A 17,687-nucleotide genomic window follows, 5' to 3' on the forward strand; every position below is an offset into this window, starting at 1 on the left:
TCTGATTGTTTATTACAGAATTGTTGTAGGAGTTATGCGATGCTGATAAATGAAAATGAAATAGAAAAATGTAAATTTATTTTGGATAACGTTCAAGTAGGGGCATATATGCTTGCTGACGAAGACATTTTATACATTAATCCTCGCGCAGCAGAAATGTTGGGTTATACGAAAGAGGAAATTAGTAAAGATCCAGGTACGATTGATCGTTATGTATCTGAAGAATATATTGAACTTCTTCGCGAACGTATTGAATTGCGATTACAAGGGAAATCTGAACCAGGTGTTTATGAGATTCAGTTGGTTCGTAAAGATCAGACCAAAATTAGAGTGGCAGTTGCACCTGCTTTTTCAGAGTTTGATGGTAAACCAGTAATTATTGGAACCATGATCGATGTTAACCTAAGGGATGTACTTGAAAAGACTGCCGTTCAGGCCTTAAGGGAATATCGTTCATTATTCCAGTACAATATGGATAGCGTTTTTTCGCTAGATTCAAATGGCTTTTTTACAGATATAAATCCTGCTGGTTTAGTGCAAACGGGTTATTCAAAAGAAGAACTTATACAGCAGTCATTTACCAATTATATAGCAGTGGAAGATCTCCCTCATACCTTGGAGGCATTTAATAATGTTCTAAAAGGAGGATCTGTTCGTATACAATCCCATATCCTTAATAAAAATGGATCTAGATTATTATGTGAAATTGTTGCTATACCAAAGAAATCTGATGATCGTATTATTGGAGTCTATGGAATATCCAAAGACATATCAGAAAGTGTACAACAGAAAGCGGAAATGGAAAAAATGGCATACTATGATATGCTTACAGGCCTGGCAAATCGACGACTTGTATTTGATAAATTGGAGGAAGCAATAGAAAGTGCAGGGAATTCAGCACAGAAAGCAGGTCTTCTTTTTATTGATCTTGATAAATTTAAACAAGTCAATGATGAATGGGGACATGAGGCAGGGGATGAGCTTCTTCAACAGGTAGCATCAAGATTACAGACTTGTACAAATGATAATGCTGTACTTGGACGTATTGCTGGGGATGAATTTGTAATCATTTTACCGAATGCAGTTTCTCTTGAGGAAATTATGAATACTGCTAATAAAACGCTCAAAGTAATTCGAACTCCATATCGTATTAATGAAAAAGAGGTTGAGATTACTCCAAGTATAGGTATTTCCATCTATCCTGATCATGGTAATTCTCCGGAGTTTTTGCTTCGTAATGCAGACCGTGCTATGTATGAAAGTAAAAAAAGAGAAGGTAATGGTATAACGCTCTATAATTCAACTATAGATGAGACATATAAGGAAAAGGTGAAAATTGAAACATCGATTAGACAGTCGTTAGACACGGATCAGTTTTTCTTAGTTTATCAACCTCGTGTCGATGCACATTCATTAAGAACGATATCCTATGAGGTGCTCATTCGTTGGAATCACCCTAAACTTGGAATGGTTTCACCTTCTACATTTATTCCGATAGCTGAAGCGAGTGGCTTAATAATCCCACTTGGGTACTGGATTCTTCGAGAAGCTTGTAGAACCTTGAAAAGCTGGGATTCTCTGACACAGCTTTCAATTAATGTATCGAGCAAACAATTGAATGTAGAAAACTTTGCTAACGAATTTTTACAGATTGTTACGTCTGAAGGGATAGAACCAAATAGCATAGAAATTGAAATGACAGAACGATTATTTATTGAACATAATCAGATTGTGATCAATAATCTAAAACTGCTCTCCCAGGCAGGAGTTAGAATATCAATCGATGACTTCGGCACAGGATATTCTTCCTTAGTCTATCTTCAACGGTTTTCTGTTGATATTATTAAAATTGATCGAAGCTTCGTTGAAAATGTCTCAGAAAACAAAGACAATGAAGCTATAATTCGTGCAATTGTTCAGCTTGCTCAGAGTTTAGACATTCTTGTCGTTGCAGAGGGTGTTGAAACAGAGTCGGAGTTTCGTAAACTGCAGGAACTGGGTGCTGATGAAATACAAGGGTATTACATTAGTCGACCTCTTCCAGAATCAGAGGTTAGAAAAGCGTTATTTTCATAAAAAAGGGACTATTTGACTGCACGTCCATTTGTAGCTATTACTAGCAATTGGACGTGCAGTATCAAAAAGTCCTTTTTTGTTACAAAGAAATTTCATAACAACTAGAAACGTTTAGTAGGATTTGTTCCTTTAGCGTTTGATTATGAAGAGAGTATAACTCTGAAACTTTATCAAGTACGTAACTAAGCAGTATGGGTGTAGTTGCTATATTTTTAAACATGTCATCAAATTGCCAAGGCCCATCAGTTTCTAGTAAAAGTTGGGTTAATGGTACTTGTGTAACAAGAGCTTGGTCCCTTTTTCGATAGCATACTTCAGGAGTAACAGATAGAAAATAACCTGCTTCGACTATTTTGGTTACAACCTCACTAGGTGCCTTTAACCAGTGAAAATGAGCTTTGTCTATTTTCTTTTGCTGCAGCATCTGGAATACCTTTTCTGCTTTATCATGAACTGCATGCAGGACTACCGGTAATTGATATTGCCCAGCAATATCAAGACACCGAGATAAAAATTGATTATATTGTTCAAGTGATGGAAGTTTTTCAAGATTATAATGTGGCAACCCTATTTCACCTATGGCAGTAATAATTCTTTTTTCGTCTCTAACGACTCTTTCCCATTCTAAAAAGTCTGCCTCACTTGGTAGGGGGTATTCAGGGTGAAAACCAACTGCTGCATGAACAAAATCAGGAAATTTGGCCTTTAACTCTAATGTTCGATATGATGAGGCAAGATCATTTGAAACCGCAATAACCCCTTTAATTCCTTTTTCACGCCATTCCTCAATTAGACTCGGCAGAGTTCTAAAGTCATACTGTTCGAGATGTATATGTGCATCAATCATTTTATCACCTTCATTACTAAGGAAAATTATGTACTTTTACTATAACCTATGGTAGGTCATTGATAATAGTAAATTGATATAGGAGATAGTTTTTTGTGGATACCTATGTCTGTAACTTGTGAAAGTAATACGCTGTCCCTATTTACCTTTTCACCATGAATACCCCTTAGTAATCCCCTATTTGTCATAAATTCGTAAGTCCTATTACTAGATACTCAGTCCATCTTAATGTAATAATAAAAAGAGATACTTTTTACTAGTACCTATGGATATATATTATATATACATATATCAGTAGAGAGTTTAAGTTTTTCTCATGATTAGCTGCAGATTCTAATCCCCAATTTCCTCAATTTATAGAACAAACTAACACTACATAGAAAGGAATGACAACTGTTTGATTGTACTTATCTCTAAATTAAAAGAAGTATTATTCGCAGTGCTCCCTATTACTGTGATCGTCCTTATCTTAAACTTTACCTTAACTCCTCTAGAGGACCCAGCCCTTATAATACGCTTTCTATTAGGTGCTCTTTTTATTATTTTTGGATTGTCTATTTTTTTATTTGGTGTTGATATTGGGATTACACCGATCGGACAGTTAATGGGAAAAACAATCGCCAAATCTAATAAACTATGGATTGTAATGATTGCAGGATTATTACTTGGTTTCTTTATCTCGATAGCTGAACCAGATTTACACATTCTAGCTGGGCAGGTTGATTTTGTAACATCAGGATTAATTTCGAAGACAAGTATTGTGATAATTGTATCAATTGGAATTGGGGCACTTATTGCTACAGGGCTTGTTAGAATTGTCCACAATTTTCCGTTGTACAAATTGCTAACCATTCTGTACTTTATTATTTTTGTACTCGCTTTGTTTACATCCCCTGAGTTTTTAGCAATATCGTTCGATGCTTCTGGAGCAACTACGGGTGCATTGACGGTACCGTTTATTCTCGCTCTTGCGCTAGGGATTTCTTCTATGAAGAAGGATAGTAAGGCGTCAGAAAAAGATAGTTTCGGGTTAGTTGCAATTGCTTCAACGGGAGCAATTATATCTGTTATGATCATGAATATTATTTCGAAGTCTGATAAAATTTCCGGTAGCCTAGAAGTTCAAGTGGAAAAAACAAACTCTATTTTAGGACCATTTTTACATGAGATTCCTATTATAGCTTCTGAGATTGTTATGGCACTTCTACCAATCCTAGTTATTTTCCTTTTGTTTCAAAAAATTAAATTTAAAATGTCCAAGAAAGCAGTTAGAAGAATTTTAATCGGCTTATTATTTACTTTTATTGGACTCATTTTATTTTTAGTTGGTGTAAACGCAGGCTTTATGGATGTAGGAAGAGCAATTGGGTATTCTATCGCAACTTTAGATAGTAAAGCATATGTTGTTATAGTAGCATTTGTACTCGGACTAGTTACGATCTTAGCAGAACCAGCAGTACATGTATTGACTCATCAGATAGAAGATGTTACAAGTGGATATGTAAGAAGAAATGTTGTGCTTTTTTCACTTTGTATCGGAGTGGGAATCGCTGTTGCATTATCGATGCTACGAATACTTATCCCTGAGCTCCAACTATGGCATTATCTGTTACCTGGTTATATTATTGCTATAGCAATGTCTTACTTTGTACCGAAGTTGTTTGTTGGGATTGCGTTTGATTCAGGAGGTGTTGCGTCTGGACCAATGACAGCAACCTTTATTCTGGCATTTGTCCAAGGAGCCGCAGAAGCAATTGAAGGTGCAAATGTACTTATCGACGGATTTGGTATGATTGCCATGGTAGCGTTAACACCACTAATTGCCTTGCAAATCGTGGGATTTGTATTTAAGTTGAAATCAAAGAAAGAAGGATTGGTAAGGGATGTCCATTAATTCTGAAATAGTCGACTTTGAACTTGTTTGTATTGTCGTTGATTTCGGTAAAGGAAGCAAGGTCTTGCAAACAGCCAAAAAACACGGTATTTCAGGGGGAACCGTTTTACTAGGGAAAGGGACAATAAAAAGCCGCCTCTTGGAATTCTTTGCGATCAATGATGTGAAAAAAGAAATTGTCTTATTGGTTTCTGACAAAAAAACTGTCAATGCAGCACTTGAGCAGCTTGATCATATATTCAAATTTTCAAAACCTAATCACGGCATTGCATTTACTACATCTGTTGGGCAAGTGATCGGAGCAAGAAGTTGCCAAAGAGAAGAGAATGAGGAAGAAAGAGGTGCAGAATTAAGCATGTACCAAGCTATTTATGTAATTGTTGAAAAAGGGAATGCTGAGGATGTAATTGATGCAGCAACTGTTGCTGGTTCGAAGGGTGGAACTATAATTAACGCCAGAGGTTCAGGAATCCATGAAACCAGTAAACTATTTTCAATGAACATTGAGCCTGAAAAAGAAATGGTTCTAATTTTATCAGAAATGGAAAGCACTGATAATATTGTTTCTTCCATCCGTACAAAATTAAAAATAGATGAGCCGGGAAATGGAATTATTTTTATTCAAGATGTTAATAAAACGTATGGCTTATATTCATAATTGCTCAACCAAAGGCAGCCGCATTATTAATGCAAGGCTGTCTTTTTTGAGTATGTTAAAATAAAAGATTCCCTTATGGTTAGTAGATGGACGTTTTATACTCCCCAATCTTTTTTTAGTATCTCTTTAAGAAATTCCACCTGCTTTTCGCCAATTTGATCAGTGATTTTCATTTCAAGTGTTGCTTTGAGTGCTTCATTTTTCTCATAACATTCTTCACCAAGGGGTGTTAGTCGAATACACTTTTCTTTGTTGTTATTCTCTACATTCATAACCTCAACGAGACCCTTTGATTTAAGGTTTTTTATAAATTTGTGGGTTGCTTGTCTGGTTATCTCTACATTTTTAGATACATAGGCAATGGTGGGTTGGCTTTTATATATTCTAGACATGATATACCATTCTGAATTAGAAATCGATATTTGACTGTTATCATTCCACAATTTTTCAGCAATTCCACGAAGTTGGGCATGTCTTTCACTAATTAGGTCAATTAAATCACTATTTTGTAGATGGGTAGGGTTCACTTTTTTCACTCCCTTACTGTTGTGTCATTACTATATAAAAACCTCCAATAAATGTCAACTAAGTTGACAAAAAGAGGTTTAATGAGGTAAACTAAATATAGTCAACCAAGTTGACAATCGATTGAGATGGGGGCAGATAAATGTTTAATGTAGGAGATTTAATCATCTATTCGTCAATTGGTATATGTAAGATAGATGATATTTGTGAAAAAACATTTGCCGGTATTACTCGAAATTATTATGTCATGCACCCGATAGAAGATGAAAACTTAGTTATTCAAAATCCTGTTGATAATGATCAAATCCGAATGGTGGGAATGATTCAGCCAGAGGAAGCAGAAGAAATAATAAAAACATTCAGTGCACCAGGTATTCAATGGATTGAGAAAGGTCATGACCGCTTAAGAGGCTTTTCTGATATTGTGAAAACCGGAGACAGAAAAGAAATAGCCAAAATAATTAACACTTTTATGAGTAAAAAGATTGAACTCGAAAGAAATGAGAAGAAATTAAGTGAAGGAGATCGTAAACTTTTATTTCATCTACAGAGCATACTATTTAAAGGATTAGCGATCTCACTAAGTACTACCCAAGAAGAGATAGAGAAACAGATTACGAACATTGTGAATAAAAGGGTGAAGTGTAACTAGAAAAGCGTCAGCGTTTTGAAAGAGAAGGGCTTATTATATGTCAGCGAAGACAATTTGTCTTCGGTGGTATTTCCTCAAAATGCTACACTGCAAACGATATGATGGCATTTTCGAGTGGTGCTCGATCACTTTTTACCTCAAGCACCACCCGCATCTCCGTTATTCATAGAACTAAGCTCTTTTTCTATGTATTCTTTGTATTCCCTTATTGATGTCCATTCTTAATAATTTGAGGTCTATCCTCCATTTGAGGCGGTTCTTCAAACCAACCGTTCTTAATTTTAATTTCGATCCCTTCTTGGGCGAATGTATAAACATCCTTTGCTGCCAAAATTGCTTTCATTGATAAATCATGTCGCATGCTAAAATATGCTCCAAGCCCAGTACCAACAAGGCTGAATCCATTCAAGATATATATGCAATGCATCATTAGCTTATCTGAAAATGGAGGAACTGTTGAGGTCGTGACAGTACCTCCAGAAGTTGCTGAAAGTTGAATATTACTTTCACGTAGAGTATCTTCCATAATTTTAATCTGCTTTTTAGCAAGGTCCATGCCTTTTACAAAAAATTGCTTTACCTCTTTGTTTTGAGCGACCTGTGCAAAACCGCTAATTAATTGCATTCCAATATTATTTGCCTCAAGATTTTGATGGAGCATACCGATTTCTAGAACATTTAAGGCACGCTTTTCACCAAAGAGCTTCATCCCCTTCATATATTTCTTACTTTCAATAAACTCTGTTTTTTTAGGCATTGTCACTTTTGGCGGCAGGGTAAGAATTCCTTTTTCCAGTAGATAAAAGGTTGCGAGTTTATAGATTTTCTGAGTAACAGTTGTAAGGCCTTCGTAGATTTGCATCACTTTATTGGTATAAGACATATTCATATTGAGTGTGTAAAGCCCCATGCTTATTTCCTTTAAAATCCGTAAAAACATAATATCAAAGCCGTTGTCAAATAGTTTAGGAGCTTCTAGGTTCACATCCTGAGACGTAAATCCAACAGGTTTTACCATGCCCTGTTCTTCAAATATAAGTTCCATCTGTTTTACATAGTAATTCAGTTCTTGCCACAATCCCCCTAAAATGTTTCTAGCTTCGTTATCATCTGCCTTTTCGATGAAGTATTCTAATATACGCATAATAAGGGTCTTTTCCAGGTAAGTTTGCCATAGCGTCCCGATTTCAGAAGCGCTGATTGGGTTTTTTAAAACCAATACTTTTACCTCCTTATTTCTGACAAAAAGTATTTTTACTTATGTTCCCCAATCAGACAATTTAAAAACCACTTACTTACAAATAATGTAAAAAAGCACCAGGTAACCTGGTACATTTTTAAAAAAATTATCCTCTTAGCACGCCATGAGGTAAAATGGCATGGACTCCCTTAACGCCGTTTACTACTTGAGTGACACGTAGATCAACCGCAACACTTGATAAAGCTGTTGCTTCTGTCTTTGAAATACCATAAAACTCCTGCATAAGCTGAACCATCTCATCAAGGGCAACCGCCGCTGCTTCATTTAAATCCTCATTAAAACCGAAAGTTAGCCAGCCGGCTGGGGTATTGGCTCGTGGCATAGTAAATGAAGGTTGTTCATGTAATATCAATGTAATATCGACTAAATCCATCGGACATTCAATTGCGGTACCTGAGCTTTCACCATCACCTTGTAAGGCATGGCCGTCTCCAATCGAGAAAAGAGCACCTTCTACCGAGACTGGTAAAAAGAGACTGCTACCTCTAACAAGCTCTTTACAATCGATATTTCCTCCACAGTAGCGAGGAGGTGGGGTTGAATGGACACCGTCTTCAGCGGGTGCAACTCCCATTAGTCCCATAAAAGGGGAGAGTCCGACATGAAATTCCTTATCACCAATTGAGGTACTCCCAGTCATCGTTTTAGGATTCAATCTCCAATCAAGCTGTATACGCTCAGCCTCCACTAGGCCTAATTTTTTATTCTGCCAGCTGGGATTACCACCTGCCCAATTTCGGCCGTACCAACCAGGGATCAGTTCATTCACCCGGATTTCCAAAACCATTCCTGGCTTTGCACCTTCAATTGCGATAGGGCCAAGTATTGGATGACCCGGTTTTTCCTCAGTTTCTCTTGAAGAAAAGATCATACGCTCCTTTTCTGGAGAATTAGAATAGCCCCACTGAATATCTAGCGTCTTTATTTGAACAGTATCACCTGACTGTACAGTTAAGATAGGGTGATAGTCCTTATTAAATGAACCATGAAAATACTCTTCTTTTAGCTCAAGCTTATGTATCACAATGATCGACTCCTCTAAAGATGATATTTGTCTCTATTTATTTCGATATACGAAAAGAAAATTCCTTTTTGTACGACAAAAAAATCTCCTTACAAGTTACTAGGAAAAAGTGGAAAGTGAGGGTAGGGAGAAAATCGTAGAAAGGTAAGGGAAAAGGGAAGGATCGTAAGGAAAAAAACCCGAAATAGTTCAGGAAAAAACACCTATAAAATAAGGATGTTCCCCGATATTTTATTTCTCTAATTAACACTATACTTACAGTATAAAGTAGTTAATTAAATCCGTAAGGGATTGGGAGGAATAAAAAATGATGAATACATTTCTAAGAGAAAACAAAGTTGCAGCGGCTATTATGGTGTTTTTAAGAGTTTACTTAGGGTATCAATGGATCACATCTGGTTGGGGTAAAATAACAGGCGGATTTGATGCAAATGGCTTTTTACAATTTGCAGTACAACAATCTACAGGAGACCATCCAGCAGTTCAAGGCTGGTGGGCTAGCTTCCTAGAAGGGTTTGCAATTCCAAACGTAGAATTGTTCAACGTATTAGTACCTTGGGGCGAATTATTAGTTGGTATTGCGTTAATCGCAGGTCTATTTACAACTTTTGCAGCACTAATGGGAATTACAATGAACTTCGCATTCATGTTCTCTGGAACAACAAGTACAAACCCACAAATGGTGTTATTAACTATCTTCATCTTAGTAGCAGGCAGCAATGCAGGTAAATTTGGTATAGACTACTATGTGATGCCTTTCGTTAAAAAGCTGATTGATAGAAAACAAGACAAAGCAGTAGCAGTTCATAAGTAATGAAACAGAAAAATGGACCCAGAGATTGGGTCCATTTTTTTAATCTGTATTTGTGTTGTATGTTTCGTCAATTTCTTCCCTAGTTTCATTATATGTGTCTTCAATCTGTTTGAATTTTTCATTGTAAGCTGCATCTTTTTGCGTGTACATGTCATTATAAAAGTTATCAAGGGATTGGTACACTATGTTATAAATATCGGATTCTAATTTACCTGATGAGTTCAATTCCATTAATATATCTATACTAGTACTTCGAAACAGCATCATTTGATCAACTGTTTCTCTATTTAAGTCTATTAGCCGATCTTTATCCTCGCTTAGTTGATCCATTGCTTCATTTGTATTTTGACGATGCCAATCGATCCATTGATTAATGGTGTTAGTGGATTCTTCAAATTCTTTATCTAATTCCTGTTGAGTCTTTGCATTTATATATCTTCCTTCTGCATTTTCAGCAATTTCTTTCAGTTGGTCAGCATCTTCACCAGTAACTGCTAATCCAATAACATTAATAATCGGTTGAACATTAGACTGTGCTAAAAGCTTTGCTTCTTCACTTGGATTACCATCACACGTCTCTCTGCCATCTGATACGAGATAAATAACATTTGTTGCATTCTCATTGCTTGAGAGTTTATTCCCAACATGCTTTAAGGACTCCGCCATAGAGGTCCATCCACTAGGTGAAATAGATTGCAATGCAGAATCAAATGAAGTAGATTCATAGCTTGAAAGAGGGTATATTTCCTCAATACTACTACATGATAATTCTTTGTCCTTATCAGAATTAGAGCCTTTATGTCCATAAACGGTTAATGATACTTTTGCATTCTCAGGTAAATTTGAAGTAAAGTTGTTAATGGATTCTTTGGCAATATCCATTAGCGTTTTTCCACCTTGAACCTTCAGCATGGATCCTGAGGCGTCGAGTATAATAGCCACATTGATATTTTCTTTCACTTCTCGACCATTCAACTTAATATTGCTTTTGGTCTCTACCTCCTCCAAGTTAATTTTTCCTCTTGGCTCAAAGGTAGACATCCCAGGGAGGTCTGGGAAGAATGTCCCTGCTAAAAAGCGTCGGATGACAGTTGCTTTTTCCTCATTACTCCGTTCAGATTCTATTATAGGTAAAAGTACTTTTTGGATGTCCTCTTTGTCAGAGTCGGACAGTTGGTCAGAATGTAGTTTACTCCACCATGTACCTTTTACAGTGTCCTCAGCTTCTCCTAAATCAGCTGGGAAGGAATAATGAACTGTTTCATTTGGATTAAAAGCAAATGGCCAAACTTGATCTTCTTCGAGAGTGGTAGTAGGTGTTTCATTATCTTCTGTCTCTTCAACAGTAGAATTCTCTACAGCAGGAGTAGAATCTTGTGTCTTTTCATTATTAGTCTCTAAATCATCACTACAACTGACTAATATAAATAAAATTAAGAATAACAGCATATGTATCTTTTTCAAATAATCACATCCTACGAAAATAGTTACCCTTTAATTTATATCGCTTTACTACTCTTTTTTCCAGTAGTATCCATCTCTTTTTCGTTATCCATTTAAAAACAGTTCAAACATCCTATAAGTAGAGTAGGGCTATTTATCTAGACTAGATTAAGTATAAAAACTAAACACGAATTGTCGTGCATTTTCATGAATGTAAATAAATTGATATAGAATGGAGAGTAAGGTAATTATTTTCTGTATAATGAGATAAGAACAGTTTTAGTATTTGATTTATCTTATATGAAGAAAAAAATTAGTTCTCTTGAACTATTTGGGAGGAGATTTTATGCGTGGGAATCTTCTATTTGTTGTAATAGTAGGTTTTATTTTTGTGTTAACTGCCTGTCAGGAAAAACCTAGAGATGCTACTAGTAAAGTAGACCAAGATGATGCAACATCAAGCATCATTAACAACGGTATCATACAATCTGAAAAAACTGACGTGAATACAGAATCAGAAGGTACAGGTGTTATAGCAGAAGAACTTGTGTCATTTATTGAAGAAAAAAAGGATAACGATGAAGCTATAACATTAGCATATGGTTTAAAAAACATATCCGAAAAAGATGTAGAAATTCCATTTACTAAAAATGGTGGTTTCGCTTATATTGTTAGAGACAGTGAAGGGAATAAAGTGTCTGAGGAACAGGCTAGTGTTGATATTACAACTAACCAGGTTGTGGCGAGTGGTGAGTATATTTCGTGCACTGTTATTCTGGACGGACTTTCAAAGGGTAATTACGAAATTGAGATATGGTTAAATTCTGATTTAGAAAATACATATAATGAAACATATGCCTTTGAAGTTAAATAAAAAGAAGAGGGGTTTTCTCTATTCCTATTTAGAACCACTTATTCCAACTGTATTTTTGCATAAAAAGGAAGAGCAACCTTTATAGTTGCTCCTCCGGCTTCATGTTATCGAGTAGATACAATTGACTTACTTCTATATAAAAGTGAGCCAATGATAAACGCAATTCCGCCCCAAATCACCATGTTTCCAAAGCCATACCACAGAGAACTTGTTAAAATACCTGTATTGTACACCATACTATCTCTCAGTCCATCCGCAAAATAGGTGAGTGGAAGGATGTTTGAAATCGGTTGAAGCCAATCCGGCATTGTTTCAACCGGAAAGAAAATACCGCTGACGAACATCATTAAGAAGCTAACTATATTCGCTACTCCCATATATGCTTCATTTGTTTTACTAAATGAAGAAATAAGATAACCGATCGCGTTAAACGATAAAGCTCCAACTAAAAAGACAAGAAGTAGACTCGGAAAGTTGATGTATAGCTTTGCGCCGAAGACGAATACCCCAATTAGTGATAGTAGGATAATCTGAATGACACTAAAAATCAGGCGCATAACCATATCACTTAGTCCGAAAATCCCCATATTGGCAGGAGTCATACGTAATCTTCGAAGCAAGCCTTTTCTTCGCATATCAACCAAGTCTACCATTCCAAATAAACCGCCCTGAGCAATAGAGAGAGCAATCATTCCTGTTAAAAGGAAGTCCGTATAATCCAGCTCATTTTCTCCAGAAGTAACTGATTCAAACTGTAATTCATATGTGGGTGCCGCATTTACTGCTGCTAGATTTGCTTGTTGAACAAAATTATTAAGGATGCCTGAAACTACCTGAGTAGTAGTGCCTTGTTCATTTTCTTTATTTACAAGTAAAGTGATGGATGTGTCTTGAGTTGATTCAGGTAAAATAATTGCAGCGTCAACCTCTTGATCCTCTACTAATTTCTGAGCTTCTTTTAGACTGACAGGTTCCTCAGAATCAACTTCTATCACAGGAATATCTAGTAATTGAGTAGCCATCATGTCAGATACAGTGTTTGGTTTCTCATTTACAATTACTACATTCGTTTTAAATTCATCATTGGAATTACCACTAAAAATAGTCATGAAGATTACCATTAAGATAACAGGGAAGAAGATTCCCCAAAACCAGGCCTGCTTTTCTCGAAGTGTTAATTTTAATTGAGCAAGGAACATCTGTTTAAATTGTTTTAGATTATTCACCTTAATCCCTCCATTCCTTACCGGTAAATGCAATAAAGACATCCTCTAGACTCATTTCACGAATGGAAACCTGTTCGACCTGATACTGTTTTTCTTTTGTAAAACCGAATAAATCAAAAAGCATATCCTCAGGCTTTGTCGTCCATAGCTGGAGTGATGCTCCGTCTCGTTCAGTGCGAACAACGGACTCAATCTCCTGGGCAAAGGCTTCTGCATCGCTAGCAGCTTGTTCCCCATCTAAGAAGGAAAGACGGACTTCTCTTTCTTTAGTTAATTGTTCGATGAGTGCAGAAGGAGAGTCAAGTGTTACAACAAGTCCTTGGTCAACAATACAAACTCGATCACTTAATTTCTCTGCTTCTTCCATGTAATGAGTGGTTAAAATCGTTGTTTTACCTAGTCTTTTAAGCTCTAAGATTATATCCCAAATATTCCTACGTGCCTGAGGATCAAGGCCAGTTGTGGGTTCATCAAGGAAAATAATATCCGGATCACTAATCATCGCAAGACCGATTGCAAGTCGTTGACGTTGGCCACCTGATAGTTTTTTCACGTGGTTTTTGCGATGTTCTGTTAAATTTACCAATGTAAGGATTTCTTCGGTTGAGCGGGCGTTATCATAGAAGGTTGCAAATAAATTAAGATTTTCTTCTGGAGTAAGTAGATCAAACATTGCACTTGATTGAGGCTGAACGCCAATCTTCTTTTTGATGGTTACAGAGTGTTGCTTCCAGTTTAAATCGCCAAACTGTATCTCACCTTGGTCTGGTGTAACTAGCCCTTCAATCATTTCAAGGGTGGTCGTTTTACCAGCACCATTAGGTCCAATAATCGTAAATACTTCTCCAGGATTTACTGAAAAACTAATGTCTTTGACAGCATGGACAGAACCGAACGATTTTTTCAGATTTCTAACTTCTAATACGGCCATGGTTTCTCCTCGCTTTCTAATACCATAAGAGCTTTGCAAAACATTGCTCCTAGACAAAATGAATAACAGTAACTAGTACGTTTGGTTTAGTAAAAAGATTCATAAATTTTTAATATTTCCGATTGTCTACTTGTAGTAAACTGAATAAATGTTCCTCCTTTAATGGAAACTAGTTACGTATTGTGTTAGTTTGCTTTTTAAAAGGGGGAGTGCGTTTGGAGACACATGCATTAGCGAAGGTAGAGGAGCTCGCCAAAAAGAAACATAAAATTTATAATACAAACCCGATACATTATCTTTCTAGAGCCATGTTAGCAAGCATGTTCATCGGCTTTGGTGTAATAGTTGCTTTCAAGACGGGGAATTTCTTTTATGTAGAGCATTCACCTTTTACATATCCAATGGCTGCTCTTACCTTTGGCGCAGCCATTATTTTGATTGCATATGGCGGTGGAGATTTGTTTACCGGCAATACGTTTTACTATACGTATGCTGGACTTAGAGGTAGCATGAAGTGGTTACATGTAGTAAAGCTTTGGGTAATGAGTTATCTTGGTAATATTTTAGGGGCAGTTGCTTTTGCACTCTTAATTTATTTAACGGGGTTATTTGCGGATGAATCAGTGAATGGATTTTTGCTAAGTGTTGTTGCGAAAAAAATGCATGATCCCCAGATCCAGTTGTTTTATAGAGCAATATTGTGTAATTGGCTTGTTTGTTTAGCGTTTTTTATTCCGATGTTCTTTGAAAGTGATGGCGCAAAGATGTTTGCGATGATATTATTTGTGTTTTGTTTCTTTATTTCTGGATATGAGCATAGTATTGCGAATATGTGCACCTTTGCAATTGCACTTGTTGTGAATCATCCAGAGACCATTTCTTTGAGTGGTGTAATTTATAATTTAATCCCGGTTACGTTGGGGAATTTAATTGGTGGTAGTATTTTAATGGCAGTCATGTATTACTATGTGAACAAGCCATTTTTAGATTAATTTTGTGAGGAGAGTAGATTATGTCAAAAATCGTTGTAATTGGTGTTGGCGCTGTTGGTTCCACAACTGCATATACGTTATTGTTAAGACACCGTATGAATGAGCTTGTATTAATTGATGTGAATCATGAAAAAGCAGTGGGTGATGCGCTTGATATGAATCACGGCATGCCATTCGTTGGTGGAACAAAGGTGTGGGCAGGTACATATGAGGATTGTAAGGATGCGGATATAGTTATTATCACAGCTGGTTCCGCACAAAAGCCCGGTGAAACAAGAGTAGAGTTGTTAAAACGAAACATCCGTATTTATGAAAGCATCATTACAGAAGTTTTAAAATACAACAAAAATGGGATTCTGCTTATCGCAACGAACCCAGTTGATATAATGAGCTACTTCTCTTGGAAAAAGTCTGGTCTTCCAGTTGAACGGGTGATTGGCTCCGGAACTTTGTTAGATAGTGCACGATTCCGTTACCTAATTGGTGAAGAGTTAAACATTGATCCACGAAGTGTTCATGCACATATTGTTGGTGAACATGGTGATTCAGAGGTACCATTATGGAGCCTCGCAAATGTCGCAGGAACAGATTTGACCCTCGAGGAAAAAGTGAAGGAAGAAATTTTTACAAATACAAGGGATGCTGCATACCAAATTATTAATACAAAGGGTGCAACGTATTATGCAATTGCACTAGCACTAGACCGGATTTGTACAGCGATTCTGAAGGACGAAGGCGCAGTATTAAATGTTTCTACATTGCTGAACAACTATCACGGAATCAATGACGTGTACCTTGGTGTTCCAGCAATTGTTGATAAAAGCGGTGTCAGGGAAGTATTGAATCTAGATATTAGTACGAAGGAAAAACAACAGCTGCAGAGTTCAGCTGTGAAGATGAGGGAATTAATCAATTCAATAAGTTGAGTGAGCGGGGCCTTCCAGTTTTTGCTGGGGGGTTTTTTGTTGTTATTGGTCTACTTGGTACTAGATTACGAAAGGTCATTCATAGTGTTGATGAACGCCCTCAGGAGGAAATGGCTTGGTAAATTTAGGAGAGAGGGAACTTTGGATTAATAGAGAGTGGGTGGTAAAAGTGTAAAAAAAACCCACACATTTAGAAAAAACGGAATGAAGTAATGCGTCAAACATCCCTTCAGGCAGATATAAAAAGGTATTTGCAGAATGCAAATACCCAGACTAACTTATTCTTTTACTAAGCTTTCATATACCTCTAAACTATATTGCTTATAAGGTGAATCGGGTAGAGCATCGAAATTGTTTTTAGCTATTTTTGCTGATTCAAGTGCTGCATTCAACTGCCCAAGTTCCCTTAAACACTCTGCCTTCCAAGTATCTTTTAGGTAAAACTGGGAAAGGTCAAATGGGTGGTGGTGAAACGAAGGTATAGTAATTTGTGAGAGTATAGAGATTGCTTCTTCGTACTCTCCAAGTGCTTGTAATGCTTTTCCTTTCTCTAAATATAACCAGTCCCCTAATTCCTCATATTTTTTATCATTCAGGAGTATATTTACAAGCTCGAGGGCTTGCTTGTAGTCTTTTTTAACTGTGTTTAATGATTCAATATTGAAGATTTGATAAAGCAAGTGTGCTTTTGGATCGTCTGTGAACTCAGCATATTGTTTTAACTTCTTAACATAAAAATTATGCGCTTTTTTATCGTTTACCATTAAAGCAGAAGCAGCAGCGAGTCGATATAAGTCATCAATTAGATAAAACAATTTATTTTTTTTCGAGAACTCGATTGCTTTTTCCATAACACGTTTTGCTGAATCTGTGTCTCCAACCGCAAAATGTAACATTGCCTCATGGTAGTCAAGGTCAAGCTGAGTCATTCCATCGATATATAGATGGTTTGCTTCGATTTGTTTTCTTTCTTGAAGAAGTGTAGCCAATGATGCCTCATAATCGTGTTCCACGAATAATATAATTGCACGGAATATACCCAGTGCCCCTCTTTTTTGTATTAAGTTCATTTGGTCATAGAGGGTAGCAGCCCTTTCAGATTGCTCCATCCAACCTTCGATTTTCTCCCAATAAAGACTCCGGCTATACAGGTCTAATAGCCTCGCAGCTTCATACCCTTGATTTAGCTTTTCAACATAAGGATTGATTAAACTATGCAGCTTCTTATATTTTTCCGGATCTTCATCAAATGTAATATTAAATAACTTTTCAGCCTCATCCAAAACCTCTCTTAATTCATGAACACTCACTTCATCCAGTAAATCTGAAATTTCAACTTCAAGTCGCTCTGCTATATAGGCAAGGCTGTCCATTGAAGGTTTTGCTTTATTGTTTTCGATTAGACTTAGCATACCTTTTGTAAGCTCTGTTCCTGCGAGTTCTTCAAGGGTTAGTTTTTTTTGTTTACGAAGTTTTCGAATTTGTTCTCCAAGCATTTTTATAGGCACTTCCCTATTTTTATTATTTTGTTTAATTATATTAAA

At 36.6% G+C, this 17,687-nt stretch carries 17 protein-coding genes; 9 read left to right on the forward strand and 8 right to left on the reverse strand.

The features are described from left to right. Positions 1–39 precede the first annotated feature (39 nt). The gene (locus AB3M96_RS04300; RefSeq protein ID WP_412966339.1) at positions 40–2,076 is read left to right on the forward strand and encodes a sensor domain-containing protein; all 2,037 of its coding nucleotides are present in this window, start codon (positions 40–42) and stop codon (positions 2,074–2,076) included. Between the two features lie 79 nt (positions 2,077–2,155). On the opposite strand, the gene AB3M96_RS04305 is transcribed toward AB3M96_RS04300, so the two are convergent. Continuing rightward, positions 2,156–2,923 carry a TatD family hydrolase gene (locus tag AB3M96_RS04305; protein WP_412966340.1) on the reverse strand — a complete coding sequence of 256 codons (768 nt, stop codon included), beginning with the start codon at positions 2,921–2,923 and terminating at the stop codon, positions 2,156–2,158. Between the two features lie 397 nt (positions 2,924–3,320). Between AB3M96_RS04305 and AB3M96_RS04310 the strand changes: the two genes are divergently transcribed. Continuing rightward, positions 3,321–4,817, forward strand: a complete 1,497-nt coding sequence (locus AB3M96_RS04310; protein ID WP_412966341.1) for a DUF1538 domain-containing protein — start codon at positions 3,321–3,323, stop codon at positions 4,815–4,817. Next, complete coding sequence (locus AB3M96_RS04315; protein WP_412966342.1) at positions 4,807–5,475, forward strand: P-II family nitrogen regulator; 669 nt, start codon at positions 4,807–4,809, stop codon at positions 5,473–5,475. Before AB3M96_RS04310 ends, AB3M96_RS04315 begins: the two co-directional genes overlap by 11 nt. Positions 5,476–5,570: 95 nt before the next feature. Here the strand turns inward: AB3M96_RS04315 and AB3M96_RS04320 are convergent, their stop codons facing one another. Continuing rightward, positions 5,571–6,011 (reverse strand): MarR family winged helix-turn-helix transcriptional regulator, encoded by a 441-nt coding sequence (locus AB3M96_RS04320; RefSeq protein ID WP_412966343.1) that lies wholly within the window; start codon positions 6,009–6,011, stop codon positions 5,571–5,573. Positions 6,012–6,142: 131 nt separating this feature from the next. On the opposite strand from AB3M96_RS04320, the gene AB3M96_RS04325 reads away from it, so the two are divergent. Beyond that, the gene (locus AB3M96_RS04325) at positions 6,143–6,652 is read left to right on the forward strand and encodes a CarD family transcriptional regulator (RefSeq protein WP_412966344.1); all 510 of its coding nucleotides are present in this window, start codon (positions 6,143–6,145) and stop codon (positions 6,650–6,652) included. A 205-nt stretch (positions 6,653–6,857) separates the two neighbouring features. On the opposite strand, the gene AB3M96_RS04330 is transcribed toward AB3M96_RS04325, so the two are convergent. Together AB3M96_RS04330 and AB3M96_RS04335 are read right to left on the reverse strand one after the other, a co-directional pair. Beyond that, positions 6,858–7,871, reverse strand: a complete 1,014-nt coding sequence (locus AB3M96_RS04330) for a DUF3231 family protein (RefSeq protein WP_412966345.1) — start codon at positions 7,869–7,871, stop codon at positions 6,858–6,860. Between the two features lie 127 nt (positions 7,872–7,998). Continuing rightward, the gene (locus AB3M96_RS04335) at positions 7,999–8,937 is read right to left on the reverse strand and encodes an acetamidase/formamidase family protein (RefSeq protein WP_412966346.1); all 939 of its coding nucleotides are present in this window, start codon (positions 8,935–8,937) and stop codon (positions 7,999–8,001) included. A 307-nt stretch (positions 8,938–9,244) separates the two neighbouring features. On the opposite strand from AB3M96_RS04335, the gene AB3M96_RS04340 reads away from it, so the two are divergent. Further along, positions 9,245–9,751: a DoxX family protein gene (locus tag AB3M96_RS04340; RefSeq protein WP_412966347.1), complete on the forward strand. Its 507-nt coding sequence runs from the start codon at positions 9,245–9,247 to the stop codon at positions 9,749–9,751. A gap of 39 nt (positions 9,752–9,790) precedes the next feature. Here the strand turns inward: AB3M96_RS04340 and AB3M96_RS04345 are convergent, their stop codons facing one another. Next, on the reverse strand, positions 9,791–11,215 hold the full coding sequence (locus tag AB3M96_RS04345; protein WP_412966348.1) for a vWA domain-containing protein: 1,425 nt from the start codon (positions 11,213–11,215) through the stop codon (positions 9,791–9,793). A gap of 325 nt (positions 11,216–11,540) precedes the next feature. Here AB3M96_RS04345 and AB3M96_RS04350 point away from each other — a divergent pair, with 325 nt between their 5' ends. After that, the gene (locus AB3M96_RS04350; protein ID WP_412966349.1) at positions 11,541–12,068 is read left to right on the forward strand and encodes a BsuPI-related putative proteinase inhibitor; all 528 of its coding nucleotides are present in this window, start codon (positions 11,541–11,543) and stop codon (positions 12,066–12,068) included. A 104-nt stretch (positions 12,069–12,172) separates the two neighbouring features. Here the strand turns inward: AB3M96_RS04350 and AB3M96_RS04355 are convergent, their stop codons facing one another. After that, the gene (locus tag AB3M96_RS04355) at positions 12,173–13,294 is read right to left on the reverse strand and encodes an ABC transporter permease (protein ID WP_412966350.1); all 1,122 of its coding nucleotides are present in this window, start codon (positions 13,292–13,294) and stop codon (positions 12,173–12,175) included. A 1-nt stretch (position 13,295) separates the two neighbouring features. Continuing rightward, positions 13,296–14,264, reverse strand: coding sequence for an ABC transporter ATP-binding protein (locus tag AB3M96_RS04360; RefSeq protein ID WP_412966351.1), 969 nt, complete (start codon positions 14,262–14,264; stop codon positions 13,296–13,298). A 176-nt stretch (positions 14,265–14,440) separates the two neighbouring features. Between AB3M96_RS04360 and AB3M96_RS04365 the strand changes: the two genes are divergently transcribed. From AB3M96_RS04365 to AB3M96_RS04375, 3 genes are read left to right on the forward strand one after another with little or no spacing between them, the layout of a single operon-like run. Beyond that, positions 14,441–15,217 (forward strand): formate/nitrite transporter family protein, encoded by a 777-nt coding sequence (locus AB3M96_RS04365; RefSeq protein WP_412966352.1) that lies wholly within the window; start codon positions 14,441–14,443, stop codon positions 15,215–15,217. A 20-nt stretch (positions 15,218–15,237) separates the two neighbouring features. After that, positions 15,238–16,143 carry an L-lactate dehydrogenase gene (locus tag AB3M96_RS04370; RefSeq protein WP_412966353.1) on the forward strand — a complete coding sequence of 302 codons (906 nt, stop codon included), beginning with the start codon at positions 15,238–15,240 and terminating at the stop codon, positions 16,141–16,143. Beyond that, positions 16,140–16,265, forward strand: coding sequence for a hypothetical protein (locus AB3M96_RS04375; protein ID WP_412966354.1), 126 nt, complete (start codon positions 16,140–16,142; stop codon positions 16,263–16,265). Before AB3M96_RS04370 ends, AB3M96_RS04375 begins: the two co-directional genes overlap by 4 nt. A gap of 156 nt (positions 16,266–16,421) precedes the next feature. Here AB3M96_RS04375 and AB3M96_RS04380 read toward each other — a convergent pair whose 3' ends face one another. Then, positions 16,422–17,639 (reverse strand): helix-turn-helix domain-containing protein, encoded by a 1,218-nt coding sequence (locus AB3M96_RS04380; protein ID WP_412966355.1) that lies wholly within the window; start codon positions 17,637–17,639, stop codon positions 16,422–16,424. Positions 17,640–17,687: the final 48 nt, after the last annotated feature.

The sequence above is a fragment of the Ferdinandcohnia jepli genome (genome assembly GCF_047246645.1).
Classification (GTDB): Bacteria; Bacillota; Bacilli; order Bacillales; family Bacillaceae_L; genus Ferdinandcohnia.

Excerpts from the sequence above, each read along its gene's own strand:
- AB3M96_RS04370 (WP_412966353.1), top strand. The coding sequence starts at position 15,238 with ATGTCAAAAATCGTTGTAATTGGTGTTGGCGCTGTTGGTTCCACAACT.
- AB3M96_RS04350 (WP_412966349.1), top strand. The coding sequence starts at position 11,541 with ATGCGTGGGAATCTTCTATTTGTTGTAATAGTAGGTTTTATTTTTGTG.
- AB3M96_RS04300 (WP_412966339.1), top strand. The coding sequence starts at position 40 with ATGCTGATAAATGAAAATGAAATAGAAAAATGTAAATTTATTTTGGAT.
- AB3M96_RS04315 (WP_412966342.1), top strand. The coding sequence starts at position 4,807 with ATGTCCATTAATTCTGAAATAGTCGACTTTGAACTTGTTTGTATTGTC.
- AB3M96_RS04380 (WP_412966355.1), bottom strand. The coding sequence starts at position 17,639 with ATGCTTGGAGAACAAATTCGAAAACTTCGTAAACAAAAAAAACTAACC.
- AB3M96_RS04305 (WP_412966340.1), bottom strand. The coding sequence starts at position 2,923 with ATGATTGATGCACATATACATCTCGAACAGTATGACTTTAGAACTCTG.
- AB3M96_RS04340 (WP_412966347.1), top strand. The coding sequence starts at position 9,245 with ATGATGAATACATTTCTAAGAGAAAACAAAGTTGCAGCGGCTATTATG.
- AB3M96_RS04325 (WP_412966344.1), top strand. The coding sequence starts at position 6,143 with ATGTTTAATGTAGGAGATTTAATCATCTATTCGTCAATTGGTATATGT.